Origin of the sequence: Marinobacter sp. 3-2 (genome assembly GCF_003751355.1) — a bacterium.
Lineage (GTDB): Bacteria > Pseudomonadota > Gammaproteobacteria > Pseudomonadales > Oleiphilaceae > Marinobacter > Marinobacter adhaerens.
This window is the reverse complement of sequence record NZ_RJUQ01000018.1, coordinates 151,213-175,037: the sequence shown is the minus strand read 5'-3', so window position 1 is coordinate 175,037 and position 23,825 is coordinate 151,213. Positions and strand designations below refer to the sequence as shown.

The window sequence follows — 23,825 nt, the reverse complement described above, 5'->3', positions numbered from 1 at the left end:
TTCGCCCCGGCTCCGGGAGGCTGGGGTTGAAGAGGCCGGCACCACGATCGGATGGAACATCTCTCAGTGTTCTGTAGTGTGGTGTCGAGTCGTTGAACTTTGGAGAACGTGCAATGGTGTCTGCCGACCAGGCAACCGATGGTTATTCGGCGGTATTTTTTGTGGAAGGAAGCCAGGTGGCTCGCGAAATGCGGGCCACGGAATTCGGCGCTTTCCTGGATGGCTATGTTGGGCTGTCCGATCTTGCCGAAACCGATGTCAGGGCTGTTCTGGTTGAGTTGAGTCCCGATCTTCGGGTTCAGGCACTCGTGTTCTTCCGAATCTGGTTTGATGAGGAGGGCAGGGCAGACAGTCACTGGAACCTGCCGATTGAAGAGCTCGCCAGGCAAGGCGCCAAGGGGCCGGACATGGGCGGTGGTCCGATCCGGCTGGTTTGCCGAAGCCAATGCCCCGATCCCAAGTTCAAGGAGGATCTTTGGGACCCGGACATGACCCCGGGTAATAATCATTTCCAGGCCATTCGCAAGGCAGTAGAGGCCAATAGCCTTAAATTCCGCAAAGTTGAGCCGGTACAGGAAGAGAATATTCCGGTTCTGAGTGAGCAGGCAGAAGATTCTTCGGAGCGCGAAGAGGCCGCAGCCGCCGCCGACCGTTCCCGCCTGGCGCAGTTGATTCGTGAGCAACGCCTGCGGATCAAGACCCTCCAGAGTGTCCACCGCGATGCGCTTTCGGATATCCAGCGAGAGCACCGGCTGGAGGTCCAGGGGTTACGCAGTGATATTGCGGATCTCGAGCAGAAATACGAACGCCAGCGCCTCAGTAATGAGCAGCTCAAGAAGCGACTTTCCGAAAGAAACGAGCAGTACCTCGCCATGCAGGAGCAGATGGCCGCGGTAGGTGAGGAGAAACAGCGGGAGGATTCAAACGCGGGTGCCGAGCTCCTGCTCCTCAGGGAGCAGCTGGAGCGGCGTCAGCGTGAACTCGAGCTGAGAGACGAGAAGATTGTCGCTCTCGAGGAAGAGAACCACGAGCTGAGAAACCGCGAACCTCCGGAAGACTCCATCATGGACCACCTGCAGCGCCAGACGGTGTTCCTGGTGGCCTACCAGCCAGGCGTCGGTCACGTAACGCTGCCCTTCAAGGACATTGAGACCTACTTCAGCAACCCCACCGCCTACGCCGCGGAACGCTGCGGCATGAATGAGCCCGCCTATCGTGAATGGCTGGATCACTATGAAAATCCTGTGTGCACCCACGAGGGCAACGATGGCAAACCCTGTGGTGAGCCGATCCTTCGGGTAAGCCAGCCCTCGGAATTCCGCCCGGGCGTTGACGATCGGTGTGAGAAACACCAGGCCTGAGGTTCGAACTTTTTCAGTATCGGGGTGACTTTCGTTAAACTGTACGCCAGATTGTCACCGGGGTAACGGTTTCGTTGGTCCCCGCCGCATCCCGACATCACAGGAAACTTCATGGATCAGTTCAGGAACATTGGTGTAATTGGCCGAATGGGCAGTGTGAAGGTGGTTGAATCACTGCGCCAGCTCAAACAGTACCTGATCACCAACAATTACCACGTCATTCTTGAAGAAGACACAGCCAGCATGCTGCCAGGGCATGGCCTGCAGGTGGCCAGCAAAAAGCTTCTGGGCGAAATCTGTGATCTGGTCATCGTGGTTGGCGGGGATGGCAGCCTTCTGGGCGCCGCCCGGGAGTTGGCCAAGTCCAAGATTCCCCTGCTTGGGGTGAACCGTGGGCGGTTGGGCTTCCTGACTGACATTTCGCCGTCCGATCTTGAGGAACGCCTGGGCAAGGTTCTGGAAGGCGAGTACATGGAAGAGACGCGGTTCCTGCTGGATGGCAATGTTGAGCGCAACGGCCAGCCCCTGGGGTTTGGTACGGCCCTGAACGATGTCGTACTGCATCCCGGTAAATCCACCCGGATGATTGGCTTTGACCTCTTCATCGACGGCCATTTCGTCTACAGCCAGCGTTCGGATGGCCTGATTGTCTCTACGCCGACAGGGTCTACCGCCTATTCGCTGTCTGCCGGTGGTCCGATTATGCACCCGAAGCTGGACGCCATTGTTCTGGTGCCCATGTTTCCCCACACTCTCAGTAGCCGGCCGATCGTTGTCGATGGCAAGAGTGAAATCAAACTGGTGATCGGGGAGACCAATGAAACCTATCCGCAAATCAGCTTTGACGGCCAGATGAACATTGCCTGCGCGCCAGGCGATATCATTCGCATTACCAAAAAGCCGTTCAAGATCCGGTTGATTCACCCCACAGACCATAATTTCTACGCCACCTGCCGTGACAAGCTTGGCTGGGCTAGCGAAATATCAGCGAGTTGATCATGGCTGCGACAAAACCGACCGCAAACCGCGGTTACGACATCATTGGCGACATTCACGGCTGTGCCAATACCCTGGCCCGATTGCTGGACCAGATGGGCTATCGGAAGATCAACGGGGTCTACCAGCACCCCCGTCGTCAGGCGATCTTCATCGGCGATATCATTGATCGTGGCCCACGCATCCGTGAAGCCCTGCACATTGTGCGCGATATGGTGGAACATGGTTCGGCCCGAATTGTCATGGGCAACCATGAGTACAATGCCCTGGGTTACTGTACGCGGGCGCGCCCGGGCAGCGGCAAAACCTTCCTGCGCGAGCACAACGCGCGTCACGACCGCCTGATCCGCGAGACTCTCGAGCAGTTCGAAGCGCACCCCTACGAGTGGAATGAGTTTCTCGAGTGGTTCTACACCATACCGCTGTTCATCGACGACGAGGATTTCCGCGTTGTGCACGCGTGTTGGGATGGCGACCTGATCGAGAAATTCAAGCAGTCGCAGGGTGGTGCGTGCATTGATGAGGATTTCCTGCACGCTTCTGCCGCCATCGAGTCTTTTGCCGGGCAGGTTATGGATACCCTTTTGAGGGGGACGGATCTGCGGCTCCCCCGGGGAATGACCATCACCGGCCGGGATGGCTATGTGCGCGAGTTTTTCCGAACCAAGTTCTGGGCCGACGACCCTCATACCTATGCCGATGTTGTCTTCCAGCCGGACCCGTTGCCACCGGAAGTGGCAAGTCGGGTTTTGACGGAAAGCGAGCGTAAACAGCTGATCAGTTATCCTCTTGATGCGCCCCCGGTTTTTGTCGGGCATTACTGGATGGAAGGAGAGCCGGCGCCGTTGAAATCCAATGTCGCGTGCATCGACTACAGTGCCGTGAAATACGGGCGGTTGGTCGCTTACCGAATGGATGGTGAGCGGGCACTTTCCCGGGACAAATTTGTCTGGGTTGATGTGGAAAGACCGGAGCAAGCGGATTATCCCAATAGCGAGGACAGTCTCGCACGCTAGACCGAGCGTTGTGGCTGAATCACTTCCGGAGGCGGAGTAAACGGTGTACCGAGTCAAGCAATTGGATACCACGGTAAACCTGGCGGGCTTCAGCCGTTGGCTGAACGGTCAGGGTGTGGCCCACCGCATCACGGAAGAGGGCGGGTTCCAGGTGCTCTGGCTGGAAGATCCCGCCCATGCGGAACCCGTGCTCTCGGCCCTTGACCGTTTTATGGCGGAACCGGAGATCAGGGAAGCGGTGGATCGTCAGAACCGCTCGCCGGTGTTTGTTGGTGGCCGCTGGCAACCTTCTCCGCGTCATGCGCCGCTAGTGCTGGGGATTATCGTGTTTGCTGTAGCCATGGTCTGGCTCACGGCCATGGGGCAGAATGAGCTGGCGGCCAGCCTGATGGTGATCGACCCCCGGGATTACGACTGGAGCACCATGGCCGGCCGCATTGAAGCGCTGACAGCGACGCTGGCAAGCGGCCAGGTCTGGCGGCTGCTGACGCCGGATTTTCTGCACTTCAGCTGGACCCACATCATTTTCAATTCGGTCATGCTCTGGTTTCTGGGTAGCCAGATCGAGTGGTTTGATGGTCGCGCCCGGCTAATCATGCTGTTTGTGATCACTAGCCTGATTTCCAACGGCCTGCAGTATTTTGTCTCGGGTCCGCTGTTCGGTGGGCTATCGGGAGTGGTTTATGGGATTCTGGGTTATTGCTGGCTCAGCCAGCGATCGGCACCGAGGTTTCAGTTTCCACCTGCGTTGGTAACCTTTGCCGTTGCGTGGATGGTCATCGGGTTTACCCCGCTGCCGGAAATGATCGGGCTCGGGCGTATGGCCAACGAGGCGCACCTGGGCGGGTTTGTTGCCGGCCTGGCCCTTGCGGTGGTTTTGCCCGTAAAAGGCAGAAGGGGCGCATAAAAAAGCCCCGCCAGAGGCGGGGCATTAAAAGAGCTTTTAGCTCCTGATGAGGGAGTTTTCGGAGCCAATAAAAACAGGTGCTTATATGGGTTTTTGGCTCAGGTATACAAATAGGTATACACGAAGCTAGCTCCTGTCATCCGCTTGCTCGGCGTCTTCAATCAGCTGTTCACTGTACCGATAAACATCCGAAAGCCGGAACATAACCCGCGCCATGCGGCCGTTTCCAGCCTTGTGCCCCTTCGGACAGCGGTCGTCACGCTTCCTCAAACGGTCGAATTCGGTGGGGCTTCTGCCGATTATCGCGGCCGCCTCCTTCCGTGAGACCTGAACGTACTTTGGATCGAACCGCTTGACCGGTGGCGCCTCCCGCTTGCTGGTCTCTGTTTGCATCATGATCAGGCTCCTGTCTTGCTTTCGTGTTGCTGGTTTCCTTCGCGCCGTTTCTGCCGTCCGAGCCAGCGCTGATAGTGTGCTTTGATCTGCCGGAACCGGGTGGCGGCCTGAACGTTGTGGTCCAGCTCGGCCCGGCTGCTGATCTTGCAGGCCGTCAGGATCAGGTCCCGGGCGTCTTCCTCCGAGTGGGTACCATCCGGAATGTGAACGCCGCCTTTGTGGCTCTGGGCTCGGTCCAGGTAGCGGCGGAATTCCGGATCCTGGCAGAGCATGGCTGCGGATCTCGCCAGGTGTCCGCCTTTAAGTTCTTTATCGGACATCATGACCCTCCAAATTTTTGGAATTCGGTTGTGTGATCTTGTAGCCAAGTGATTCGAGGAACCGGATGGAGCGCTCTATCTGGGCCGATCGTTCGTTGACTTTGCGTAGCCGCATGGGATGGCCTTCATCCTTTATGCGCTCGATTCGTCCGTTATCGATATCCCAGCTCAAAAGCGCAATCACGCGTTTCTGAGGAATTCCGGTCAGCGCTTCCAGTTCAGCAGATGATCGGGGTTTGCCATCATTGAGTGCTCGTCTGAGCGTCTCGGTTTTCGATAGCAACACTGGAGGCTCTCTTGGCTCGGGAGCCAAAGCGCCTAAACTCCGGGCTCGCTCCAAATATTTCCTGTTCATCAATCGCCGTCCTTCAGCTGATTGGCGCAATCCTCATGTACCAAAGCAATGGCGCCAGCTGCCGTTCCGATATCGACCAGTTCACCTCTCATGATCGGTTGGTCACACAGAGGGCAAAGTGGAAGATCCTCGGGGTCAATCGCTTTGCTAATATCAATCACTGTCACCGCCTTCTGCCAGGGCTTTCTCCCGTCTCCGATCGATGAACTCCTGGCGCCAGTCCAGCGCCTTTTCGCAGGCCTGCTCGTAGCTCTCGGCATAGATCCACTTCATGCTGTAGTAGCCCCAGGACAGGCGGTGGGAATCAGCCGTGATATCTTGTGGTACCGGCGTGGCGAACTTCACCAGGTAGCCGAACTTCCGGTTGTCGGTGAGGTGCTCGAAGATCAGGCCTTCGTCGTCGAGGTCGTAGGGCGGCTCGATGCCGATCTCTTCCCAGATCCGGTCTGGCTCGTCTTCCATGAGGGCTTCCCGGGCAATGTCCGGCCAGGCGTCCTGAGCCAGCATGGTGGGGATATGGATGATGGCTTCAGCCCGGACGTTGTTTTCGAACATCATGTCGATCATTGCTTCTTTCACTCTGCGTTCTCCTGTTCCAAAACCCGCTTTCTGTCTTCCAGGTATTCCCGGTTAACCTGCTGCCAGCGGTCGTATCGCTCCTGGCTGAAGCCCGGGCCGGCCATGCGGTTGATGATTTTCTCGTTGTCGGTGACCTGCCGGATGATTTCCGCCGGCGCGTATTGGTAGTGCCAGAGCTCCAGCGGATCCTCGGGTTTCTTCCCGTGCCAGGTCTGGCAGATCCAGCCCAGGTCATACACTTGGTCGGTGCGCTGGGCGTTGAGTGCGTCGGCCCGGAGCTCGTGGTACAGGTTCTCTACCTGCTGGATGTTGTAGCTGGGCAGATCGAATAGCCGGCTTTCCATCCAGCTCTTGCCGTCGGGCGTGCGGCACAGTGCGCGCACTCCGACAAACCAGTTACGGGGGCGATTCACCAGGTGGTGGGCGAGGTCTTCGCCCATGGTTATCCAGCCGAAAGGGGACCAGCGCTCAGCCGTGGTGTATTGCTTGTCATCCACCGGGCTGGTCAGGCCCTCCCAGGTCCACACCCGGGAGTTGGCGAACAGGCGCTGGTCTCTGGCGATCGCGCTGTGGTTCTTTCTGCGGTTTCGTTTCTTACCCATCGCTTGGGACCTCCACCAAGTTTTTGATGGCCGCACGCGCCGCCCGGGCCATGGCCTGCCGATGACTTTTCTTCTCGATGCTCTCCTTGTTCATGATGGTCAGTACCATGGCGACATCCACCAGAAGGCAACCCGGGCGGCTCTCTGCCTGGTTGATGAGCGTGGTGCTGGCGTCGTCAACGGAGGTGCCGAGCAGACGGGTTGCCAGCATGGTCGCTTCGTCCAGGGCTTTCTGTTCTTGGTCTTTGACGTTATCGCTGCTCATGCTGCACCTGCCTTCGCCGTTAGCGTTTGGTAGTCCGGCTCGCTGATGGAGCGCATTCCACCCATCATGGCCACGCCCCATTTCTGGCGGTTGGCAGGAATGAAGCTGAGGTTGTCCAAGTGATCGGTGAAAACCACCGGCTGGGTAAACCTCTGAATGTTGGTAAGCTGCAGGGCACTGACAGGGATCCCTTCCAGGAAGATCGGGCAACTGCCTGACAACCGCCGGTTCCATTGCACAACGTCTGCCACCTGGGCGCTCGCGATTACCTGGCGAGCGTCGGAGCACTGGCCGGCGGTGTAGATGAGTACCGAGTTGCCCGGCTGCACCATTAGGCGACAGCGCGTTTTCTGGAACAACGGCCAGAAACCCCAGTCGAGGAGGGCGCTGGAAGCATCCGTGGCTGAAAGGATCCGTCCGGAGGTAGTCTCCGAAGGGTGTTTGATCAGAATGAAATGGGAGCGGTTCATGATTCACCCCCGTTGCTCTTCTCAAATTTCCGCCCGCAGAATGGGCAAAAGTTACACAGGATGGAGACCGAGTCCTTGGTGAAGTTCTTTGCGTGACCACCGCCCTGTTTCGGCTTGCGGTACTCAACCTCTACTCTCGGGTTAACAGGAGCAAAATCTTCTCCAGATGGGAAAAAAGCCAGGTTCTGCCAAGAGACATCGATATCGGCTGAGCCCTCGGGAATAGCCTTCTCGATTTGTGGTTTAACCTTCTCAAGCATCTCTGAAAAACATTTGCACTTGCTCATGCCGCAGTCTCCTTCAGCTCGACTTCGATGGGCTTGTTCAGTGCTATCAGGTGATCCAGGTAGCGAATGAACTGTTCTAGACTGGCCATGCGGGCCAGGTATTCGTCGTTCATCTCGTTCTTATTGAGCCCGTCGTAAAACGTCAGCCTGATATCGATCTCGGCCAGCTTGTCCGGCAGCTCAATTTCGTCCCTCCATTCGGTATTGGCCGGCATAATCCTGATATCGGTGCTTTGCGTGTGGCCGTGAATATTCAGGTGAGCCTGAACAATGCCGCGGCGGTTCAGCACCATGCACTGCAGCAGCACTTCCTCTGTGGCCAAGTGCAGGTTTTCGATCATTTCTTCTTCGGTTAGCGTCAGCATTTTCATTATTTCTCCTCGGCCTTTCCGGCCTGTCTTTATCGGTAGTTCCTGGTCTTCGCTTCCAGCAGCTGCTGGCAGTCCACGCAGGTGGGGCAGCCGGGCAGTGCTTCGCGCCGTTTGGCCGGGATCTCTACACCGCATTCCTCGCAGTGAGGGTCGTCGCTGGTGGCGGTTGTCCGGTTGCGCTGGTTCTCCAGGGCCAGCTCGATCGACTGTTCTATGTAGTCGCCAGCGATATCGGCTTTATCCATGGTTCAGGTGCTCCGTGGCTTCAGGGTTCAGATCGTTGGCCGGTACCAATCGCACCAGGCCGGCTTCCATGCATGCGGCGGCTTCCTCGGGGGAATCGAAGATCAGGACCATGGCCACGCGGTGGTGGCAGCGGCCGTGGTCTTCGTTGATCACTGTGAGCTCGCCAACGTCATGCAGGCGGGCTTCCGGGGTAGTCTGTGTTGTGATTGCGTGTTCCATACTGCTCTCCTGTCTTTTGAAGAATGGGTAACCCCAGTCCTATCACGTGTTTTCAAAATGCAACCCCTGAAGGGTCAGTTCACCCAGCTCGCCCTGTTCCTGGAGCCTTCTGGCTGATGTTGGGCGAGGCGGAGCTTCCGACTTACGGCATTCAGGCCTTTCACAGTGATGACGGTGCGGCCGTAGTGGATGTAGCCGGCCACCGGGTGGCGGTACATCTTGGTGATCACGCGGAACACACCTCGGCCACGCCAGCGGCTCGTTGGCAGGTTGTCTGTACCCAGCATTCCTTCCTCGCGCAGGCGGCGAATCAGGGTGTTGCGGCCCATGTTCAGCAGGGCGGCGGCTTGGTCGAAGGTGTATTCCACGGCGTCCTCCTTACACTTCTTTCTCGAAGATCCAGCACCGAACCGACGTGCTGGCAAATGAATTCAGGCTCTCGCGAATGACCGAGCGCACGGTGCGGCTGCTCTCGACGAACTTCCGGCTGCGGCTGGTCTTCAGGTGGCGTTTCAGTTCCGATATCGGGGGGATGCGCAGCTTCGCTTCGGCGCACACCTGCTCGAAATGCTTCAGGTTCACGGCGATCATCTTTTCGTGTTCGCCGTAGTGGTTGAGGGTTGGGGTGCCGTTCAGGCCCTCGATGAAGTCGTAGGCTTCCCAGAATTCCTGCACCATCGGGTGATCGGCGTTAACGGAGGTTTGGCGCTCCTTGGCCATGTCGATGATCATTTCCCGTGCTGGTTCCAGGTATGATTCGGGCAGAAGATTCAGCCCTTCTGGGCCCAGGCAATCGATCAGGGCGGTCATCTGGCCGTGGTTCTTGGCAATCCGGTGAATGCGGATCTCAGGTAGTTCAGCCAGGGCCTTTTCGTACTGGGGCGCCCGCTCGCACACCAGGCGCATGATCTGTGATTCCGATGTGGTGGCATGCAGGGCGAAGCCAGAGACCTGGTTCATGGGCCACCGCTCCAACTTCTCGGCGAGTGCTTTGGTGGTCTCGTTGTGGTTTTCGCGGGTAACGCTCACGTGAACGATTCGCTGCAGAACGGCATCGCTAGCGTTCACCTGGGCGTTCTGGCTGATCACGATGGCACCACGGAAAGGGGGCTCGTAGGTATCGTTGCCGCCGTTCTTCTGGCCACGGCTGCGCACGCTGCGGCCGTTGTAGGCGGTTTTCAGTTCGTCCCAGTCGAACTGCTTCTGCTTGGCGCCGGCTTCCTGGTCCCGGTCGGACTCGATCAGCACCACCGGCAGGTTGGATACCTGGGCAAAGTTCCGGGCACGGGCGGCAAGGGTGGCCTTGCTGGGGTCGAAACCTTCGTAATCCTGACGGCCTACCAGCTTCCAAAGGAACTCGATCAGCGTGGACTTACCGGAGCCCGCCTCACCAACGATTTCAATGAACGGGAAGCTCTTGTGCTCCTTACGGATCTGCTCGGCGAACAGGCTGCCCAGCCAGTAGGCCAGGGCGATCACACCTTTCGGACCGAAGCACTCGGCCAGATCCCGGGCCCATCCGCGCTGGTAGTCGCCGCGATCTTTGTTGATGGAGAGCGAAACCGACTCGGAGAGCGTCTTCACGCTCATGCGGCCGATGTCGTAGTAATCCTCATTGTTCAGCTCGTGGATCTGGCCCGCGTGAACAGCCAGTTCCGGGAATACCCAGGTTTCGTGCTCTTTGCTGTAGCCAATGAAATCGATGGTCTCAACGGTTTTGATGCCGCTGATCTGCTGTTTCAGAAGGCGATCCAGCTGCTGGCTGGAGCCGGTCCATACCGCGCCGGGGGCTATGCCCAGCAGGCGCTTCTTGAATTCGCTGGCGCTGGCCAGCTGGCCACCGCTGAAGGTGTTCTTCACGGGCCGGCCGTCGTGGGGGAAGTCCACCCGGTAGTAGTACCAGGACTCGTCGGTGACCTTGTTGGCCAGGTAGTACAGGGCGGTGGGGTAGCAGTTGGCGATTTCCACCACGGCGTTGCATTGCTCGAGGGCCCGGTCGACCATCTGGCGGTCGGTCAGAGGCTCGTCGCTGTCCTCCAGGTCCCGCATGGCCTTGTGGAATTCCTCCATGTTCAACTTGAACCAGAACAGCCGGTTGTTGAATCCAAAGGGAAACTCGTTGCGCCCGGTGTGGCTGTATATGCGGTTGGCCTTTTCCTGGGCGCTGCGGGCGATCACCAGGTCACCCTGGTACAGGAACTCCTTGGTGGTGGGCTCGCCGTCTTCGTTGATCAGCTCGCCGCGCTGCCAGGCATCGTTCCAGTCGCGTTTGTGCTTGCCTTCCTGGGGGATGACAGCTGCGCCTACCTTCCAGCCCTGGGACCGGGCGATGTTGGCGAACTTGCGGATGTAGCGAACGCCGGCTTCGTCGCCGTCCATGGCCCAGATCAGGCGGGGCAGTTCCTCGCCGGCTTCCTCCCGGGCCTTCTGCAGTTCGGCCAGGAAGGTGTCCGGGTAGTTGTTGCAGCTGAAGGCGGCCACGGCCGCGATGCCGGCGTGGTACAAAGCGGTGGCGTCGAAGATGCCTTCCACGATCCAGAGCTCTTTGCCCTGGGCCAGATCCAGCCCGGGTGGTACCCAGGCCAGGCCCTTGGTTTTGCTGCCGTAGTTGAAGTGGGCCTTCTTCTTGCCGAACCGGTGCGGTTTGTCGATCAGCCGCTCCCAGTAGTCGCCCCGATCGTTGATCTTGAAGCGAACAGTGGCGGAACCGATATTCCGGTCTCGGTCCCAGTATTGCTCCTGGGTGTACCAGCCCCGGACTTTGGTCAGATCAAAGCCACGGCCATGCACCATGTAGGCGTCGGCCACTTCGGTACCGGTTTCCTTTTCGCCGGCTTTGCGATCCTTCCGGCCGTAGCGCTCCGTCCAGCTGTCGAACAGGTCCGGGAACAGCTCTTTGACGTGGTGCTGCTCTCCGCATTTACTTTCGCGGCCGCACTTCACCATCCAGGGGGTCTCGGTCCCCACGAACGCCTCTCGCTTGCCGCAGGAAGGGCAGCGCAGGCGTCGGAGGAATGAGCCCCGTTCTACTCCGTCAAAGTCGCTCTGGAGCCGGCGCAGGATGTCGGCCCGTAGTTGGTCTTGCATTCGGAGCGCTCCGGATCAGGCGGGAAGTTGGATAGCGGTGGCCTGGTCCCTGAGCTTCAGCAGCTCCTGAACCGAGAAGATGCTGGTGCGGCCAGACTGGTCGTGAACCACCACCGTGTTGCCGGTAGTGAGACTCACGTCGACATAGGCTTTCGGCTGCTTGGTGCCTTCCAGATCGTGCCAGGCACGAATAACCAGCAGGGACGCCCGGCGTCGGGAGCACTGGTATTCCTCCATCAGGCTATCGACGGTCATTTCGATGCATTCCCGGGCATCTGTACTGCCTTTGCGAAGGGCCAGAAGCTGGGAAAAAGCGGCGTCAGTCATGCTTTGGGCTACTGCGTTCATCGCGTTGCGTCCTTCTTTTTAGGTGAGTACTTCTCGTAGGCCAGCTCCATTTCCTGCTGGCATTGCTCGCGGACTTCCGGAGCAAGAGGGATCTGGCGGACATTGCCGTCTGGGTCCAGAGACAGACGATCGGTGTGGGTGAGGAAAACCACGCCTTTGTATCCGCAGTGGTCCGCGTCCTGGCAGAACACGTAAAGCTGCCGCTGTGCCGAGATCATCTGCACGCTGGTGCGAACCCTGCAGACGCCTGCGCAGTGGGGGCAGAGGATCCGGAGGAAGTTGTTCCGAACTCCGGACTGGAGCCGCTGCTGGTTTTCAGCATCTGGGGTGCCCGGGTTCTTGGCCTGCAGCACCGGCCCATAGGAGACCTCCACGGAGCCGCGGTATCCGCATTCAATGTTCCGGCACTGAACGAAGGCATCTTTGCCTTTCTGCTGGATCGCCCTGCTGGACTGGATCGAACAGGATTCGCCGCAAGCCGGGCAGCCGATGGTCAGGTAATTGCGGGTTATCTGGTTGAGCTTCACTTTCTGGGGCCTCCTACGGCGTGAAGTGCCCGGTTTCGCCCGGTCAACTTCAGGCTGGCTCCTCGCATGCGTTGTTTGATCAGCCACTCGGCGGCCTGATCAATGGTTTCAAGGCCTTGCTGCTTGCGAATGGTGTCCAGCAGTTCGGCCTGTTGGTCCGTCAGTTCCAAGGTGATTTCCGGCATCGTTTGAGGACCTCAAATGGTGCGAATGTGGGCCTCGGAAAGTGGCGCACCACCGGCCATGCTTGGAGACGTGGGCAGAAGTGCCGCCTCAGCCTGAGCGATCAGCATCTGGCGTAGCAGGCTGGCTCTGTCGGTACCGGTGTAATCCACCAGTGCGTTGATCACGGCGGCCTCGTAGTCGTCCAGATTGAGGCTCACACGGTGTTTTCGGATGCGTTTAGGGTCCTGATACATGCGGCTACTCCTTCAGTGCTTCAGGCAGACGTTTTGCGCTGGTAGTCATTCAGGCCTTGCAGAAAGAAGATGCGGGCCTGGGATGCCAGGGAACGGCCTTCCGCCAAGGCGGCCTGCTCCAGGGCGGAACGTTCTTCCGTGAGAAGGCGAAGCGCGATCGGCTTCGCAGTTAAAACACCGACGGGTGCGCGGTGGCTGGGGCTGGGTTTTTTTGCACCTTGCATGGTGTATCCTCTGTGTAACGCTGAATTACACAGAAGGATAAACGCCATTTGGATAAACAATCAACCAAATGACGGATGAAATTTAACTATGGAAAACTATCTGACTGATAAAAGTCTTTTGGCTGAACGAATATTAAGCCGAATGAAAAGTGTTCTTGGTGTCACGATGGACAAGGATGTCGCGGCATATTTCGATATTAAGCAGGCAAGTGTTCATAACTGGCGCAAGCGAGGGACGGTTCCATACGATCAGTGTGTCCAGCTCGCTATGGATAAAGGTATTAGTCTCGATTGGCTGATTATTGGCCGAGACTCAGACGGTCAGGTTGACAGTTTTCCAGTTGCTCAAGATGTTGATTACACCGAAGTACCGCTTTACGACGTGGAAGCAAGCGCTGGCAATGGCTCCTTCTTCAGTCATGAGCGAGTGATTAGCTACATCAAATTTCGCAATGACTGGCTCGCCCGTGAGGGCCTCCATGCAAAAGACTTGGCCTCTATTAGAGTCTCTGGAGATTCGATGGACGGCACACTCTCTGATGGCGATACGGTTCTGATCGATTGTTCCAGGAAGAAGCCAGATGGTGTTTTTGCTATTCGGATTGGGGATGCACTCCGAATAAAGCGTTTGCAGACCATGGCTGATGGCAGCCTGCGAGTGTCCAGTGATAACGCTCTGTATCAACCTGAAACTATTCATCCGGAGAACTTCGGGAATATTGAGATCGTCGGGCTGTGCTACTGGCGCGCGGGCCGGGTGTTTTGAGGGAAGCTGAGATAAAGGGAGTGGTGCATGGACTTGGCAGTTGTTCTGATGTTGCTGGCATACATGATTATGAGTTGGCGGCTCATTTGTCGGTATACAGTCTCGAAGGGCGGTAAGCGTTGGGTTGGACACGGGCTTGGCGCCATTTTCGGCCCGCTGGTAGGTGTCATTGCAGCTCTTCCGGTTGTTCCTGGTAAGGAAGAACCTGCCACTTTTGTCCATGTAGTAATCGGCTCGTTGATACTGGTCGCTTTCCTCCTCGCTGAATACCGAACAAAGCAGAGCTGGAGCGCGCCGTTGAAGCTCAGAACAGCGAAGGCCCGGAAACAAGAGCAAAAGACGCAACCTGTAAGTATCGGTACCGGACAAGAATCTGAGCCGAAGGGCCGGGAGGGACTGACATTCTCTCTGCGTGATACCGCTGAACTTATTTTGGCGGATGATGTTGTTGACCAGCGTGAGGCTGAGCTGCTGTTAAATCTGCTGGATAAGCAGGAAATCCTAAACTTTGATCCCGCCTGCCGGGAACTGCACCAGGTGCTAATCGCCAGCCTGGATGATGGCGTACTGGATAATGAAGAAGCTGAGGAAATAAAAGCGATCCTGAGCGAGATCTGCGATCGGCCGATCGCGCGACCAGCCAAGCCGGAATCAAAGAAAAAATCGTTACCGAAGAAGCCAGCAGCAAAATCGACACATAAACCGAAGCGCTCGAAGGTTGCTTCCAGGCCGTCAGTTACCGCTCAGCGAAAACCAGAAGTGGGAGATATTCTGGCGTTCGCATACACAGACTCGAACGGTGACACCTCGGATCGAGAGGTTGAATTCCGCGCCATGACAAAAAAGAACGGCGTGTCTTATCTGAAGGGCATCTGCCAATCGCGGAGAGCGTTCCGGACATTCCGGTCTGACCGGATGGATTTCGTTTGTTTTGCCGATACGGGTGAGACAGCTGAAACTTTTCGTTAAATCAGGGTATGCATCGAAAGGAGTAGTAACCATGGCCATGACCAATTGCAAAGAGTGCAAGGCGCAGGTTTCCAGGAAGGCTAAGAAATGCCCGCATTGTGGTGTCGACAATCCCGGCGTTACGGCCAAGGACTACCTGGTTGGCGGTGTGGCACTTGTCATCATCGCGGCTGCCCTGGTCACGTTCTTTTCCGGTGATGATCAGCCAGAGGATAGCGTTGCACAGGCTCCTGAAATGACAGAAGCGGAGCAAGCCGCAGCAGAAAAAGCTGAAATGGAGGAGTGTCGACAGGATATTCAGTGTTGGGGAGAGGAGCATTGGTCCGCCGCTACGGTTCGATGTGAACGCGAGATCGAGAGACAGGCGCAGTATGAAGTGAAGTGGACGGACTCCTACCCTGACACCAAATTGAGCCGCCGTGGCTGGCTGGATGAAGAAGACGGGACTCTGAGCTACTACGGTGACCGGGTGCAATTCTCGAATGGCTACGGGGCATTCCAGAACTACGTATACCGGTGCGATTATGATCCCGAGACCCAGTCAGTGCTGAACCTTGAGCTGGAGCCCGGAAGGATTTAGGCCTGCAGAGTTTCGGCCTCCAAGCTTGTGACCAGGCCAGAATCACTCAAGCTGTGACTGGCCCTGGTTACCACCCATTCCCGCCCGTTGATCTGCCGCTTGAATCCCTCTGCCCGCAGCTGCCACTCCGGCCCAACATCCGGCCTACCTGTGGCCAGAGTAATGGTTAGCTCTGCCTCACCACGGTTCAGTCGTCGAAGCTCAGCCTGTGCCGCGGCCTTGGCCTCGCTCTCATTAGCATAGGTACCTCGCAGTCGTTTCACCCGTTCTTCCGTACCCACCTGCACTTGAACCTGCTGGCCGGCGTCGACATCGTCCCAGAAGGCGATGACACCAGTGTAGCCGTCGCGATCGGTTTCGCGGTAGGTACCGCTGTCGCCGCTGCGAGGCCTTACGGTTATGGAGGGCAGGGCGGTACCGCCGGCGGTGGCCGCTTCTCCTCGAGGAGTGAATAGCAGCCTGCCCGCTTTCACGGTGGCGATCGCGTCGTGGCGTTCTCCCAGGCGAGTGAGCAGATTCAGATCGGATTCGTCGGTCTGGTCCAGGTGTTCGATGCTGATCGAAGCCAGGCTGCCGCCGATGACGGGCTCCAGCTCGTTTTCCCGGGCGATGGTGGTTACCAAATCGCTGAGGGTTACCTGGTCCCAGCTGCGGGTTCGGCGTGTGGGCAGGCCGTTGCGCATGTCGGCGCTGCGGGCGGTGATGTTCAGTACGTTGGGCGCCCAGCTGTACGAAGCCTCGTCCACAATGAACAGGCCCTTCTCGAATAGCGGCTGGCCTCTCCACCCGATAGCCAGTTGGATCTCAGCGCCCTTGGGCGGGATCTCCAGGGCGTTGTCGTGGTCGCTGAGGGTGAGGGACAGTGTGTCAGCCTCATCCCCTGGTGTTTCATCCAGGGTAAGGTCTATCAGCCTGCCGCTCACCGTTGGAGTGATGTTGCGGCCGTTTACCACCAATCGATAATCAGGGGCTCGGTGCTGCATCAGGCGATGCCTCCACTATTGCGCCTGGGCTGGTAAAGCCCGAGCCCGATCGCGGCATCCCGGCTGGTGGCGGCACGGTCGCGGAAGGCCTGGAAGTCGTCCTCGTCTACCCGCACCAGGTTGATGGTGAAGTCGATCTTGCGGGGTACCCCATCGGAGAAGAACACGGTGCTGGTTTCTTCAACGCCAGTGACACACCAGAATCCGAACACCCGGCCAGAGCCTTCAATCAGGGGCCAGGCCTTGCCTTCGTCGGCCATGATGCGCACGTCATCCAGGGTTACGCGGCCGCCGGTGAGCTCCGGGTAAAGGGTGCCACTCAGGGTGATAGTGTCTTCACCCGGCCCCAGGTATTGGTAAGCGGGGCGCTGACCAACGCGGCTTTGGCTGGGGTGCCGCCACTGGGTGCTGCGCTGCAGCTGCTGATATGGCAGGGACTGGACTTCGAAGACAAACATTCCGAGGGTCATCATCATGGCGGATTACTCCCTGTCATAAAGTGCACTGCGGGCACGGGTGGCTATACGGCGTTCGCGCTCCTGCAGGATCCGATCAACCTGGGCCGCTATCTCTCGTTCGCTTTGCCCTGGTGCTGCATAGACATTGATCGTTACGCTATCGCCAGCAGTGGCTGCAGAAGGCGTGCCGGTGGCGATCGGTGGGCGGTTGTCGAACTGGACGCCGGCCGCAGCGGGCAGGGCGGACGCGCCAATGGCAATGCCGGCCCCTACACTGCGCACACGCTTGCCGAACCCGCTGACCTGCTTAAGTGCCGCCGGTTCCTGTTTCTGGATACCTTTCCGGTATCCCTCGAGGGTGTCCTGGCCGGCGCTCATGAATACCCGGGACGGTGACTTGATCCCCAGAACGCCCTTGAACCAGCCGATGGTTTTCTGGCCTGCGTTCACGATGGTGTCTTTCACCTTTTTCAGTCCGCCCAACAAGCCACCCACCAGACCGTCCATGATCATGGATCCAAAGCCGGAGAACTTGGCTGGCAGGCTCTTGAAGAAGTCCATGATGGCGCCCCAGTTCTTGTAAATCAGGTAACCGGCGCCGGCAATAGCGGCGATGATCAGACCGATGGGGTTGGCGGTAAGCGCTACTCCTATCGCTTTGATGCCAGCCGCAACGGCCGGTAAACCGCCGGCCAGGCCGACGACTGCACTGGTGGCCACAAATATGGCCTTGCCAAAGGCCAGGATGGCAATGATCGGTTTCATGGCGAGAACCACGGCGAGGATCATGCCTAGGTTATCGAATCCGCCCACCATGGCGGCCAGGTTGCTGGTGATCATGCCCAGGGTTTTGGCGGTGGACGCGGCTCCTACGGCGATGTCACGCAGCACCGGGATGGCGTTCTTGAGCTTGGTACCGAAGTTGGAGGCGAAAGCGCTTACCTGGTCCCGGTTCTCTCGCATCCAGGAAGACAGATCGCCCATCATATCGGTGATCGCGGGCATCAGTTCGGCGCCGATGGTGTTCTTCATGCCAGCCATGCCCAGCTGTGCGTCCAGCATTGCATCCTTGAAGGCTTCCGCGTCCCGGGCGGCCTGTTCGCTGAGCACATAGCCCGTGGCTCTGGCATCGCGTCTCAGGGCCTGAAGGCCTGAACTGCCATCCTTCAGCATGTTGACCATGGCGACGCCTTCGCGCCCGAACAGCTGAGCGGCGATGGCCACTCGTTGGGACTGGTTCTCCACGGAGGAGAGCCGATCGGCCACCACCTCCAGGCTTTGTTCTGGGGTTAGCTTGGCCAGGTCTTCAGCGGACAACCCCAACTCTTCGTAGGCGTTGCGGGCAGCGCCGGTGCCTTGGGTGGCTTCGCCCATTCGCTTGATGAACCGTTCCAGACTGGAATCGAATTTCTCGGTAGACACGCCGGAGCGCTCAGCGGCGTAGCGTAGTTCCTGGAAGGGGCCAAGGGCGATACCGATTTTGTCGCCCGTCTTGGCTACCTGGTCGCCCAGGGTGGCGGTGGAGTTGGCAATACCGAAGATGCTAGCAGCAGCAACTGAAGTTGCCAGAGCTGTACGGCGGCCGAACCGGCCTACTTCACCGGTCATGTTGCTGAACTTTCCGGATATGTCGGCCTTGCCCAACTGATCCAGGTACTTCCTCTGGCGCTGGATTCGGTTGTTGGTAGCCTGCATCTGATCGGCCAGGCGCCGTTGCTCGCCGGATAGGTTGCGCACGTCCACGCCGGCATCGCTCAGCCGCTTGCGGACTTTGCCCAGCTCCTTCCGCTGGTCCTGTCCCTTGCGGGTGAATTTCTCCACCTCCTGCCGGGCCTTGTTGTACTCATTCCGAAGTTTGGCGGTCGGCTTGCTGGTTGTTCGGAGCTCGTGGCCCAGGCGGCGAACGCGCTCCTGTGATTCAGCCAGGGCCTTGGCATTCTTGCCCAGAGCATCGTCCATCCTGCGGAAGGATGAGATGTCACGCTGTGAGTTCTGCAACTGCTTCGTTTCCGCCTGGGCCTGTTTCAGCGCTCGGGCGGTACCGGTGGTGGTTGCGTCGATCTTCTTGAGGGGTTTGGTGAGCTTGTCTCTGGCGGCGAGTACCACCTGCAGGTCGAGGTTCTTGGCCATTACTCCTCCGTCGAGCTTCGCCTGCGGGCGTGTTCCCGCCACTCCATGAGTTCAGAAAGGGGCATGTCGTTCATGTCTGACGGCCGCCAATGGAAGATGGCGGCGATGTCAGCCATGGCTTCATCTACGCGGTGCGGGATTACCCCTTCAACCGCTTCGGCAGCAAAAAACCTGCGATCTCGGTACCGCAGGCGGCCAGATCGGCAGGGTCCATTTCACGAACTTCTTGTTCAGTCAGCGACGGGTTGCTGATACGCGGCAGCACCTTGGTGATGCTGTCTACGTCCATGTTGATCAGATCTGCCAGGGACAGGCCCCGCAGTTCGCCAGAGGCCGGCTTGCGGAGGGTGAGCTTGGACACCTCCTCCTGGTTGCGCTTGATCGGGGTATCCAGCTCGACGGTTGCAGTTACAGGCTTACTCATGAATCAGGGTTCCTTACAGGCCAATGTTGCGGCGGTGTTCGGCCAGGCGATCCTGGCCACGAATGCGCTCAACCATGCCGGGCACGTCGATCTCGACCACTTCCTCACCGCCGATGGTGAGCTTGTAGTAACTGAGCGTGGTGGTGACGGACAGGGTGTTGTCGCTGCCAGGCTCGGCATCGCCCATGGCAATTTCACGGTGACGGCCACGGACCACGATTTCCACCGGGAGGGTCTCTCCGGTGTCGTCGCGCTGGTAGCTGCCGGAGAAGCGCAGTAGGTCGGCGTCCAGCTGGCTGGTACCGAAGTTGTCGAACAGGCCGGGAATGAGGCCGGCCGGCGTCCACTGGAACTCCATCTTTTCCATGCCCTGGTCGATGTCTACCGGGGCGTTCATGCCGCCGCCACGGAACTCTTCCATCTGGCGGACCATGGGCGGCAGGGTAAGGGAGGCGATCTGGCCCTGCCAGTTATCGCCGTTGCCGAACAGGTTGAAGTGCTTCAGCTTCTTGGGAAGTGCCATTGTTCAGCTCCTTATGCGTTCACGCGGGCGGCGAAGTCGGCCAGGTACCGGTCGGTGATCCGCTGACGGAACAGCAGGTTCTCCAGCGGTGGTACCGGGGTGTAGTCGTAATCGATGTACAGCTTGCCGGCCTTCAGGGTGTCTTTGGTGTTGATCTCCGGATCCAGCCAGGCGCGTGCATCCACGATCAAGCCCAGGAGCTTCAGCTCGCGGAACTTGGCATTGATCCCTTCTAGGATGTCCTTGGCCAGTGATGGATGCATCGGTTTGTCCACGGCCCACATGTGTGCCTCAGCGATGGTGTCGGCGAGGATCTGGGCCGTGCGGGTGTAGTTCTCGAAGGCGAACAGCGGATCCGAGCTGCAGGTCCGGGAACCCCAGAAGCGGAAGCCGTCACGCTGGATCAGGGTGGTGACTTCGTTGGCGTTGAGCAGGCCGGCATCGGTGTTCGGGTCCTGCAGATCCCAATGCACGTCCTTGTCGATGCCGGTGACGCCGTTCACTGCCACATTGGACAGTGTCTTGTGCCAGCCCACCTGCTGGTCGATCTTCGCGCGCAGGCCCATGGCCCGGGCCACAACGGCGGCTTGTTCTTCGGTTGCGGTGTTGACGTTGAACGCGATGAAATCCGGCCAGATCAGCATCAGTTCCCGGGCGCCAAAGCCGTTACGGTAGAGGATGGCCTCGGAGATGGTCTGGCAGTTGTGTGCGTAGGCGTATGCGAATGCCCGCAGCTGCTGGGCAATGGTGATCAGCTCAGCAGTGACGTTCTCGGTGTCGAGACCAGGAACACCCAGTATGCGGGGTTTTACGCCCAGGTTCTGCTCGGCGGCCAGCAGTGCCTTCATGCCGGTTTTCTTGCCCTGGGCGTTGGTGGTGCCGATCAGATTGGCTTCTGTGGCGGCTTCGTCTGCACCTTCTGCCACCCGAACCACCACCATGACCGGTGAGGTTTGGTCGCCGATCGCGTCCAGGGCCTTGGGCAGGGTGCCGGTTCTACCGGCGTTTCCGATCGCCTCGTCAATGCGGGTGACCAGCACCGGGGTGTCCAGCGGGAAGGGCTCATTCTCGCCACCGGCCAGGGTGGTGAAGTCCACGGCGTTGACCAGGCCGGAGCCGTCGTTGCCGGCATCGTTGGCGGCGGAGATCAGGGCGGAGGCCTCGGCGCTGCCATTGATCGCGGTAACCACCTGGTTGGCGGTGCTGGTGATTTCTCCGGAGGCGTCGGTGGCCAGGGTGACGGTGATATCGTTACCGCTGACACTCACTGCCAACGCTTCGGAATTCGCCGCTGGATCAACGTAGCGGACGCGGATCTGGTTGCCGGCGGTACCTACGGCGACCGCAGTGATCAGTACATCAGCATTGTTGGCAATGGCCGGGACAACGGCTTCAGCCGCCACGCCAGGCAAGGCTTCGGGGGCTGTCGCTACCAGGCCGATAACGGCGGTGGAAACAGTGCGAATGGTACGGGTGCCTTCGTTAATCTCAAGCACCCGGACGCCGTGGTGGTATTGGTCGGGCATGACGCCTCCTGGTGTGGTTTTACCGGGGTATAGGTGCCATGATGAACGCGCTATATATTAGAGCTACCGTTTTGATTTGTGAGTTTGTTGTTGGACAAAAGGCGTCATATGCGTAAAGGGGTTTGCTAATGTGCTCCCCCGAGGAAGTGAACCGCCAATGTAACAACGTACAATGGCGGTCATTGGATTTGATATCAAAACGTTGAAACTAAACCTATATCTCCAGAAATCCTAGGAAAGCCGAGTCGATCCCGGTACTGGTTCCAGTATCGATAGAACCCTAAGTGGTACAACGATGCGCCCGCAAAGTGTATTCCATCCGATGTTTTTAAGTCAGTAATTCCAGCGTAGTAGACACCATCATTTTCGTTGGCAAGCTCCTGTAGAGCAGTGTCAATATTGCCGGCCGTTGGCAGGTAAAGGCCTCCAACGATGGCGGGAGCATTAGCCGCTAATAGTCCATCATTTTTCAGTGACGAGAGCATTGCCAAAAAGTTCGTCTTATAGTCCGCCGGTGGTATACCAGTACCTCCGTTCGAAGACGGCCGGTCGGACTCCCCTTGATGCCACAACAAAACGTCAGCCGGTCCCAAACCAGAGGCAGAATGCACGCCACTTGCTTCAGTGTACATAATGCCAGCGGGGCCCCATTCGGCCAGCGTAGTCCCTCCCTTTGATACCAAAACCAGACGCACATCGGTTTGCAGCTCCTGGGCGGCCCGATGACAAAACCACAAGGCAAGATTGTTGCCACCGTTGGCGTCCCAGGGACTGTTGCCAAAGTCAGGCGGTGAGATAAACGCTGTTCCGTCCGCACCCAACTCATTGGTGTTATTCCAAACTTCAACACGTGAATCGCATTCAAGCGGCGAGCGACCGCCACTTCCACGTCCACTCATGTTTGACTGTCCAAGGGCCAGTACTTTAAGCATTAGTAGTACTCCTTCACGATCACGATACCGCCTGCGCCAGGTCCTCCGGATTTCGCAGTCTGGCTTTGACTATTGGCAGCGCCGCCACCGCCGCCTCCGTAGTTGCCCCCTGCGTGACCGTCCGCACTCCCCGCACCTACCCCAGTAAGAATGCCACGGCCACCACCACCAGAAATGCCCGCAGAGGCACCACCATTACCTGCATGATTATGGGTGCTTGGATCACGAAAACCTCCGCTTCCGTCGCTACCCTTTAAGTTCAGGTCCCCGCCAGTTCCTTCGCCGCCAAGACCAACGTTCAGAGTGACACCTGAACCGGTAGCGGCGAACATGGTATCTCCACCAGTACCACCAGGTACGGAAACAAAGGCGCCAAAGGACGAAGCCCCGCCGTCACCACCAGCCGCGCCTGCTGATGCGATGCCACCCTCACCAACAGAAACAGGAACACTTGAGACAGAATTTACGTCGATCGTTTTGATGCTGCAGCCACCACCGCCACCGCCCGAACCGACGCTATGTTCACCGCTCCCTGTTACTTCCGCACCGCCGCCGGCACCCCCACCACTAACTACAGTGACAGTAACTTTCTTGCATCCTGTTGGCTTATTCCAAGTTCCGCTTGATGTGAAAATCTGTGTCGTTTGATTTGCAGATGTCCCAACTGAGGTGGATATTTCTTGCCACGCTATAGTTGATAGGTCGTTAGTAACTCCAGTGCGGTAAAAGAGCCTGCCAGTTTTTTGCTGGAACAGTATTTGACCGATGAAATTGGCTCCACCGACTACGATTATCGGTGCCCGGGTATTATCGCCTTCGCTTGGAAAATTAATGTGTCCTGAAGCCGGCGTCAGGAACAGGCCTGAGGTTGTATAAAGATTCGCATCGACTTCGGTTAACGCTGCCTGATATCCAAGACCAAACTGTTTTAAGGCGGCATGCACTTTTTTTGGAGACATACTACTGTTGTCATCTAAACCCTCTATTGCCTTTTCCAGCGTAGCGAGCAAGAGCATTCCCTGATCGTCTTCCGTTGCACTAGGGTGGTTTCGACTCGACTCATGGTTGGCCAGGCCATCATCCGCATACTTACGTGTTGCTAAAACCACTGAAGGGTCGACTTTAAGGGTAACTGAAGCTGTGTCGGAAACCTCCATGATAAAGCGGACAGTCTGGGTTCGGCTGGACCCTTCGGACAGAATCGGCTTATAGGTTTCTGGATAGTTTCCGTATCCGATAAGATCACCGTCAATGTCGAAAATGCCTATTTCCCGTATTGTCCAGCCACCAACTTCCGGTGGCAGCACCTGCTCAACAACCACCCAGGATGAGTTGTCAGCGTCAACTTCAATGCTGTTAATGGCAGCCCGTCGCACTTCGTTAACCAAGGTTGTTCGGCTGGTTTCTGGAGTCGGAAGTGAGCCGCCACCATCGCCCACAGCAAGCTCTGTAATGTTTATTGTCTGGCCGAGCGCCACGGCGTTGGCAAGCTTTGCTTGGCCTACTTCAGTGAGAATCGTATAAAACGTCGCCATGTTT

Annotated in this window: 34 protein-coding genes; 7 read left to right on the top strand and 27 right to left on the bottom strand. The window is 58.0% G+C overall.

All coding sequences use genetic code 11. The features are described 5' to 3' along the window. Positions 1-113 precede the first annotated feature (113 nt). The 4 genes from EDB94_RS18685 (at position 114) to EDB94_RS18670 (ending at position 4,280) form a co-directional block, all read left to right on the top strand. The gene (locus tag EDB94_RS18685; RefSeq protein ID WP_108019116.1) at positions 114-1,361 is read left to right on the top strand and encodes a DNA repair protein; all 1,248 of its coding nucleotides are present in this window, start codon (positions 114-116) and stop codon (positions 1,359-1,361) included. Positions 1,362-1,472: 111 nt separating this feature from the next. Then, a complete protein-coding gene (locus EDB94_RS18680; protein ID WP_008170512.1) occupies positions 1,473-2,357 on the top strand; it encodes an NAD(+) kinase in 885 nt (294 codons plus the stop codon). Positions 2,358-2,359: 2 nt separating this feature from the next. Then, the gene (locus EDB94_RS18675; RefSeq protein ID WP_108019117.1) at positions 2,360-3,373 is read left to right on the top strand and encodes a metallophosphoesterase; all 1,014 of its coding nucleotides are present in this window, start codon (positions 2,360-2,362) and stop codon (positions 3,371-3,373) included. Positions 3,374-3,416: 43 nt separating this feature from the next. Beyond that, on the top strand, positions 3,417-4,280 hold the full coding sequence (locus EDB94_RS18670; RefSeq protein ID WP_008170508.1) for a rhomboid family intramembrane serine protease: 864 nt from the start codon (positions 3,417-3,419) through the stop codon (positions 4,278-4,280). Between the two features lie 126 nt (positions 4,281-4,406). Here the strand turns inward: EDB94_RS18670 and EDB94_RS18665 are convergent, their stop codons facing one another. The 18 genes from EDB94_RS18665 to EDB94_RS18580 all read right to left on the bottom strand — a co-directional run bounded on the left by EDB94_RS18665 (position 4,407) and on the right by EDB94_RS18580 (position 12,995). After that, a complete protein-coding gene (locus tag EDB94_RS18665; RefSeq protein ID WP_108019118.1) occupies positions 4,407-4,676 on the bottom strand; it encodes a hypothetical protein in 270 nt (89 codons plus the stop codon). A gap of 2 nt (positions 4,677-4,678) precedes the next feature. Next, positions 4,679-4,996: a hypothetical protein gene (locus EDB94_RS18660; protein ID WP_108019119.1), complete on the bottom strand. Its 318-nt coding sequence runs from the start codon at positions 4,994-4,996 to the stop codon at positions 4,679-4,681. Beyond that, the gene (locus tag EDB94_RS18655; RefSeq protein ID WP_108019120.1) at positions 4,986-5,351 is read right to left on the bottom strand and encodes a hypothetical protein; all 366 of its coding nucleotides are present in this window, start codon (positions 5,349-5,351) and stop codon (positions 4,986-4,988) included. Before EDB94_RS18655 ends, EDB94_RS18660 begins: the two co-directional genes overlap by 11 nt. Positions 5,352-5,504: 153 nt before the next feature. Next, complete coding sequence (locus EDB94_RS18650; protein ID WP_108019121.1) at positions 5,505-5,930, bottom strand: hypothetical protein; 426 nt, start codon at positions 5,928-5,930, stop codon at positions 5,505-5,507. Then, a complete protein-coding gene (locus EDB94_RS18645) occupies positions 5,927-6,532 on the bottom strand; it encodes a hypothetical protein (protein WP_108019122.1) in 606 nt (201 codons plus the stop codon). The genes EDB94_RS18650 and EDB94_RS18645 overlap by 4 nt, the downstream gene beginning before the upstream one ends. Then, on the bottom strand, positions 6,525-6,797 hold the full coding sequence (locus tag EDB94_RS18640; protein WP_108019123.1) for a hypothetical protein: 273 nt from the start codon (positions 6,795-6,797) through the stop codon (positions 6,525-6,527). The genes EDB94_RS18645 and EDB94_RS18640 overlap by 8 nt, the downstream gene beginning before the upstream one ends. Next, positions 6,794-7,267, bottom strand: coding sequence for a hypothetical protein (locus EDB94_RS18635; RefSeq protein WP_108019124.1), 474 nt, complete (start codon positions 7,265-7,267; stop codon positions 6,794-6,796). Before EDB94_RS18635 ends, EDB94_RS18640 begins: the two co-directional genes overlap by 4 nt. Continuing rightward, positions 7,264-7,554 (bottom strand): hypothetical protein, encoded by a 291-nt coding sequence (locus EDB94_RS18630; RefSeq protein WP_108019125.1) that lies wholly within the window; start codon positions 7,552-7,554, stop codon positions 7,264-7,266. Before EDB94_RS18630 ends, EDB94_RS18635 begins: the two co-directional genes overlap by 4 nt. After that, positions 7,551-7,925, bottom strand: a complete 375-nt coding sequence (locus EDB94_RS18625; RefSeq protein ID WP_108019126.1) for a hypothetical protein — start codon at positions 7,923-7,925, stop codon at positions 7,551-7,553. The genes EDB94_RS18630 and EDB94_RS18625 overlap by 4 nt, the downstream gene beginning before the upstream one ends. Before the next feature lie 29 nt (positions 7,926-7,954). Beyond that, positions 7,955-8,170, bottom strand: coding sequence for a TraR/DksA family transcriptional regulator (locus tag EDB94_RS18620; protein WP_108019127.1), 216 nt, complete (start codon positions 8,168-8,170; stop codon positions 7,955-7,957). Then, positions 8,163-8,390: a hypothetical protein gene (locus EDB94_RS18615; RefSeq protein WP_108019128.1), complete on the bottom strand. Its 228-nt coding sequence runs from the start codon at positions 8,388-8,390 to the stop codon at positions 8,163-8,165. The genes EDB94_RS18620 and EDB94_RS18615 overlap by 8 nt, the downstream gene beginning before the upstream one ends. Before the next feature lie 74 nt (positions 8,391-8,464). Then, complete coding sequence (locus tag EDB94_RS18610) at positions 8,465-8,758, bottom strand: phage antirepressor KilAC domain-containing protein (RefSeq protein WP_108019129.1); 294 nt, start codon at positions 8,756-8,758, stop codon at positions 8,465-8,467. 10 nt (positions 8,759-8,768) lie between these two features. Next, positions 8,769-11,477, bottom strand: a complete 2,709-nt coding sequence (locus EDB94_RS18605; protein WP_108019130.1) for a toprim domain-containing protein — start codon at positions 11,475-11,477, stop codon at positions 8,769-8,771. Positions 11,478-11,492: 15 nt separating this feature from the next. Next, positions 11,493-11,825: a hypothetical protein gene (locus EDB94_RS18600; protein ID WP_108019131.1), complete on the bottom strand. Its 333-nt coding sequence runs from the start codon at positions 11,823-11,825 to the stop codon at positions 11,493-11,495. Next, positions 11,822-12,352 carry an ogr/Delta-like zinc finger family protein gene (locus EDB94_RS18595; protein WP_181259067.1) on the bottom strand — a complete coding sequence of 177 codons (531 nt, stop codon included), beginning with the start codon at positions 12,350-12,352 and terminating at the stop codon, positions 11,822-11,824. The genes EDB94_RS18600 and EDB94_RS18595 overlap by 4 nt, the downstream gene beginning before the upstream one ends. Beyond that, positions 12,349-12,522, bottom strand: a complete 174-nt coding sequence (locus tag EDB94_RS18590) for a hypothetical protein (RefSeq protein WP_219908271.1) — start codon at positions 12,520-12,522, stop codon at positions 12,349-12,351. The genes EDB94_RS18595 and EDB94_RS18590 overlap by 4 nt, the downstream gene beginning before the upstream one ends. Before the next feature lie 27 nt (positions 12,523-12,549). Beyond that, positions 12,550-12,771, bottom strand: coding sequence for a hypothetical protein (locus EDB94_RS18585; protein WP_108019134.1), 222 nt, complete (start codon positions 12,769-12,771; stop codon positions 12,550-12,552). Positions 12,772-12,791: 20 nt separating this feature from the next. Then, positions 12,792-12,995 carry a hypothetical protein gene (locus EDB94_RS18580; protein ID WP_108019135.1) on the bottom strand — a complete coding sequence of 68 codons (204 nt, stop codon included), beginning with the start codon at positions 12,993-12,995 and terminating at the stop codon, positions 12,792-12,794. An 88-nt stretch (positions 12,996-13,083) separates the two neighbouring features. On the opposite strand from EDB94_RS18580, the gene EDB94_RS18575 reads away from it, so the two are divergent. The 3 genes from EDB94_RS18575 to EDB94_RS18565 are packed head-to-tail and all read left to right on the top strand — an operon-like array spanning position 13,084 to position 15,310. Continuing rightward, complete coding sequence (locus tag EDB94_RS18575) at positions 13,084-13,761, top strand: LexA family transcriptional regulator (RefSeq protein WP_108019136.1); 678 nt, start codon at positions 13,084-13,086, stop codon at positions 13,759-13,761. Between the two features lie 27 nt (positions 13,762-13,788). Further along, on the top strand, positions 13,789-14,730 hold the full coding sequence (locus tag EDB94_RS18570) for a WYL domain-containing protein (RefSeq protein ID WP_108019137.1): 942 nt from the start codon (positions 13,789-13,791) through the stop codon (positions 14,728-14,730). 31 nt (positions 14,731-14,761) lie between these two features. Next, on the top strand, positions 14,762-15,310 hold the full coding sequence (locus tag EDB94_RS18565) for a hypothetical protein (protein WP_108019138.1): 549 nt from the start codon (positions 14,762-14,764) through the stop codon (positions 15,308-15,310). On the opposite strand, the gene EDB94_RS18560 is transcribed toward EDB94_RS18565, so the two are convergent. From EDB94_RS18560 to EDB94_RS20805, 9 genes are all read right to left on the bottom strand, one after another. Continuing rightward, positions 15,307-16,293, bottom strand: a complete 987-nt coding sequence (locus EDB94_RS18560; protein WP_108019139.1) for a contractile injection system protein, VgrG/Pvc8 family — start codon at positions 16,291-16,293, stop codon at positions 15,307-15,309. The two genes, EDB94_RS18565 and EDB94_RS18560, sit on opposite strands and share 4 nt — an antisense overlap. Next, on the bottom strand, positions 16,293-16,769 hold the full coding sequence (locus EDB94_RS18555) for a phage tail protein (protein ID WP_108019140.1): 477 nt from the start codon (positions 16,767-16,769) through the stop codon (positions 16,293-16,295). Before EDB94_RS18555 ends, EDB94_RS18560 begins: the two co-directional genes overlap by 1 nt. 6 nt (positions 16,770-16,775) lie before the next feature. Continuing rightward, on the bottom strand, positions 16,776-18,881 hold the full coding sequence (locus EDB94_RS18550) for a hypothetical protein (RefSeq protein ID WP_108019141.1): 2,106 nt from the start codon (positions 18,879-18,881) through the stop codon (positions 16,776-16,778). Continuing rightward, entirely contained in the window at positions 18,881-18,997 is a 117-nt protein-coding gene (locus tag EDB94_RS18545) for a GpE family phage tail protein (RefSeq protein WP_108019142.1), read from the bottom strand. The genes EDB94_RS18550 and EDB94_RS18545 overlap by 1 nt, the downstream gene beginning before the upstream one ends. A gap of 23 nt (positions 18,998-19,020) precedes the next feature. Beyond that, a complete protein-coding gene (locus tag EDB94_RS18540) occupies positions 19,021-19,305 on the bottom strand; it encodes a phage tail assembly protein (RefSeq protein WP_108019143.1) in 285 nt (94 codons plus the stop codon). Positions 19,306-19,318: 13 nt separating this feature from the next. Continuing rightward, positions 19,319-19,828, bottom strand: a complete 510-nt coding sequence (locus EDB94_RS18535) for a phage major tail tube protein (protein WP_108019144.1) — start codon at positions 19,826-19,828, stop codon at positions 19,319-19,321. A gap of 11 nt (positions 19,829-19,839) precedes the next feature. Then, complete coding sequence (locus EDB94_RS18530) at positions 19,840-20,937, bottom strand: phage tail sheath protein (RefSeq protein WP_404935315.1); 1,098 nt, start codon at positions 20,935-20,937, stop codon at positions 19,840-19,842. A 611-nt stretch (positions 20,938-21,548) separates the two neighbouring features. Next, complete coding sequence (locus EDB94_RS18520; protein ID WP_108019145.1) at positions 21,549-22,286, bottom strand: sialate O-acetylesterase; 738 nt, start codon at positions 22,284-22,286, stop codon at positions 21,549-21,551. Next, on the bottom strand, positions 22,286-23,821 hold the full coding sequence (locus EDB94_RS20805; protein ID WP_219908278.1) for a phage tail protein: 1,536 nt from the start codon (positions 23,819-23,821) through the stop codon (positions 22,286-22,288). Before EDB94_RS20805 ends, EDB94_RS18520 begins: the two co-directional genes overlap by 1 nt. Between the last annotated feature and the right edge of the window lie 4 nt (positions 23,822-23,825).

Excerpts from the sequence above, each read along its gene's own strand:
- EDB94_RS18685 (WP_108019116.1), top strand. The coding sequence starts at position 114 with ATGGTGTCTGCCGACCAGGCAACCGATGGTTATTCGGCGGTATTTTTT.
- EDB94_RS18680 (WP_008170512.1), top strand. The coding sequence starts at position 1,473 with ATGGATCAGTTCAGGAACATTGGTGTAATTGGCCGAATGGGCAGTGTG.
- EDB94_RS18675 (WP_108019117.1), top strand. The coding sequence starts at position 2,360 with ATGGCTGCGACAAAACCGACCGCAAACCGCGGTTACGACATCATTGGC.
- EDB94_RS18665 (WP_108019118.1), bottom strand. The coding sequence starts at position 4,676 with ATGATGCAAACAGAGACCAGCAAGCGGGAGGCGCCACCGGTCAAGCGG.
- EDB94_RS18660 (WP_108019119.1), bottom strand. The coding sequence starts at position 4,996 with ATGTCCGATAAAGAACTTAAAGGCGGACACCTGGCGAGATCCGCAGCC.
- EDB94_RS18655 (WP_108019120.1), bottom strand. The coding sequence starts at position 5,351 with ATGAACAGGAAATATTTGGAGCGAGCCCGGAGTTTAGGCGCTTTGGCT.
- EDB94_RS18645 (WP_108019122.1), bottom strand. The coding sequence starts at position 6,532 with ATGGGTAAGAAACGAAACCGCAGAAAGAACCACAGCGCGATCGCCAGA.
- EDB94_RS18640 (WP_108019123.1), bottom strand. The coding sequence starts at position 6,797 with ATGAGCAGCGATAACGTCAAAGACCAAGAACAGAAAGCCCTGGACGAA.
- EDB94_RS18635 (WP_108019124.1), bottom strand. The coding sequence starts at position 7,267 with ATGAACCGCTCCCATTTCATTCTGATCAAACACCCTTCGGAGACTACC.
- EDB94_RS18630 (WP_108019125.1), bottom strand. The coding sequence starts at position 7,554 with ATGAGCAAGTGCAAATGTTTTTCAGAGATGCTTGAGAAGGTTAAACCA.
- EDB94_RS18625 (WP_108019126.1), bottom strand. The coding sequence starts at position 7,925 with ATGAAAATGCTGACGCTAACCGAAGAAGAAATGATCGAAAACCTGCAC.
- EDB94_RS18620 (WP_108019127.1), bottom strand. The coding sequence starts at position 8,170 with ATGGATAAAGCCGATATCGCTGGCGACTACATAGAACAGTCGATCGAG.
- EDB94_RS18615 (WP_108019128.1), bottom strand. The coding sequence starts at position 8,390 with ATGGAACACGCAATCACAACACAGACTACCCCGGAAGCCCGCCTGCAT.
- EDB94_RS18605 (WP_108019130.1), bottom strand. The coding sequence starts at position 11,477 with ATGCAAGACCAACTACGGGCCGACATCCTGCGCCGGCTCCAGAGCGAC.
- EDB94_RS18600 (WP_108019131.1), bottom strand. The coding sequence starts at position 11,825 with ATGAACGCAGTAGCCCAAAGCATGACTGACGCCGCTTTTTCCCAGCTT.
- EDB94_RS18585 (WP_108019134.1), bottom strand. The coding sequence starts at position 12,771 with ATGTATCAGGACCCTAAACGCATCCGAAAACACCGTGTGAGCCTCAAT.
- EDB94_RS18580 (WP_108019135.1), bottom strand. The coding sequence starts at position 12,995 with ATGCAAGGTGCAAAAAAACCCAGCCCCAGCCACCGCGCACCCGTCGGT.
- EDB94_RS18575 (WP_108019136.1), top strand. The coding sequence starts at position 13,084 with ATGGAAAACTATCTGACTGATAAAAGTCTTTTGGCTGAACGAATATTA.
- EDB94_RS18570 (WP_108019137.1), top strand. The coding sequence starts at position 13,789 with ATGGACTTGGCAGTTGTTCTGATGTTGCTGGCATACATGATTATGAGT.
- EDB94_RS18565 (WP_108019138.1), top strand. The coding sequence starts at position 14,762 with ATGGCCATGACCAATTGCAAAGAGTGCAAGGCGCAGGTTTCCAGGAAG.
- EDB94_RS18560 (WP_108019139.1), bottom strand. The coding sequence starts at position 16,293 with ATGCAGCACCGAGCCCCTGATTATCGATTGGTGGTAAACGGCCGCAAC.
- EDB94_RS18555 (WP_108019140.1), bottom strand. The coding sequence starts at position 16,769 with ATGATGATGACCCTCGGAATGTTTGTCTTCGAAGTCCAGTCCCTGCCA.
- EDB94_RS18550 (WP_108019141.1), bottom strand. The coding sequence starts at position 18,881 with ATGGCCAAGAACCTCGACCTGCAGGTGGTACTCGCCGCCAGAGACAAG.
- EDB94_RS18545 (WP_108019142.1), bottom strand. The coding sequence starts at position 18,997 with ATGGCTGACATCGCCGCCATCTTCCATTGGCGGCCGTCAGACATGAAC.
- EDB94_RS18540 (WP_108019143.1), bottom strand. The coding sequence starts at position 19,305 with ATGAGTAAGCCTGTAACTGCAACCGTCGAGCTGGATACCCCGATCAAG.
- EDB94_RS18535 (WP_108019144.1), bottom strand. The coding sequence starts at position 19,828 with ATGGCACTTCCCAAGAAGCTGAAGCACTTCAACCTGTTCGGCAACGGC.
- EDB94_RS18520 (WP_108019145.1), bottom strand. The coding sequence starts at position 22,286 with ATGCTTAAAGTACTGGCCCTTGGACAGTCAAACATGAGTGGACGTGGA.
- EDB94_RS20805 (WP_219908278.1), bottom strand. The coding sequence starts at position 23,821 with ATGGCGACGTTTTATACGATTCTCACTGAAGTAGGCCAAGCAAAGCTT.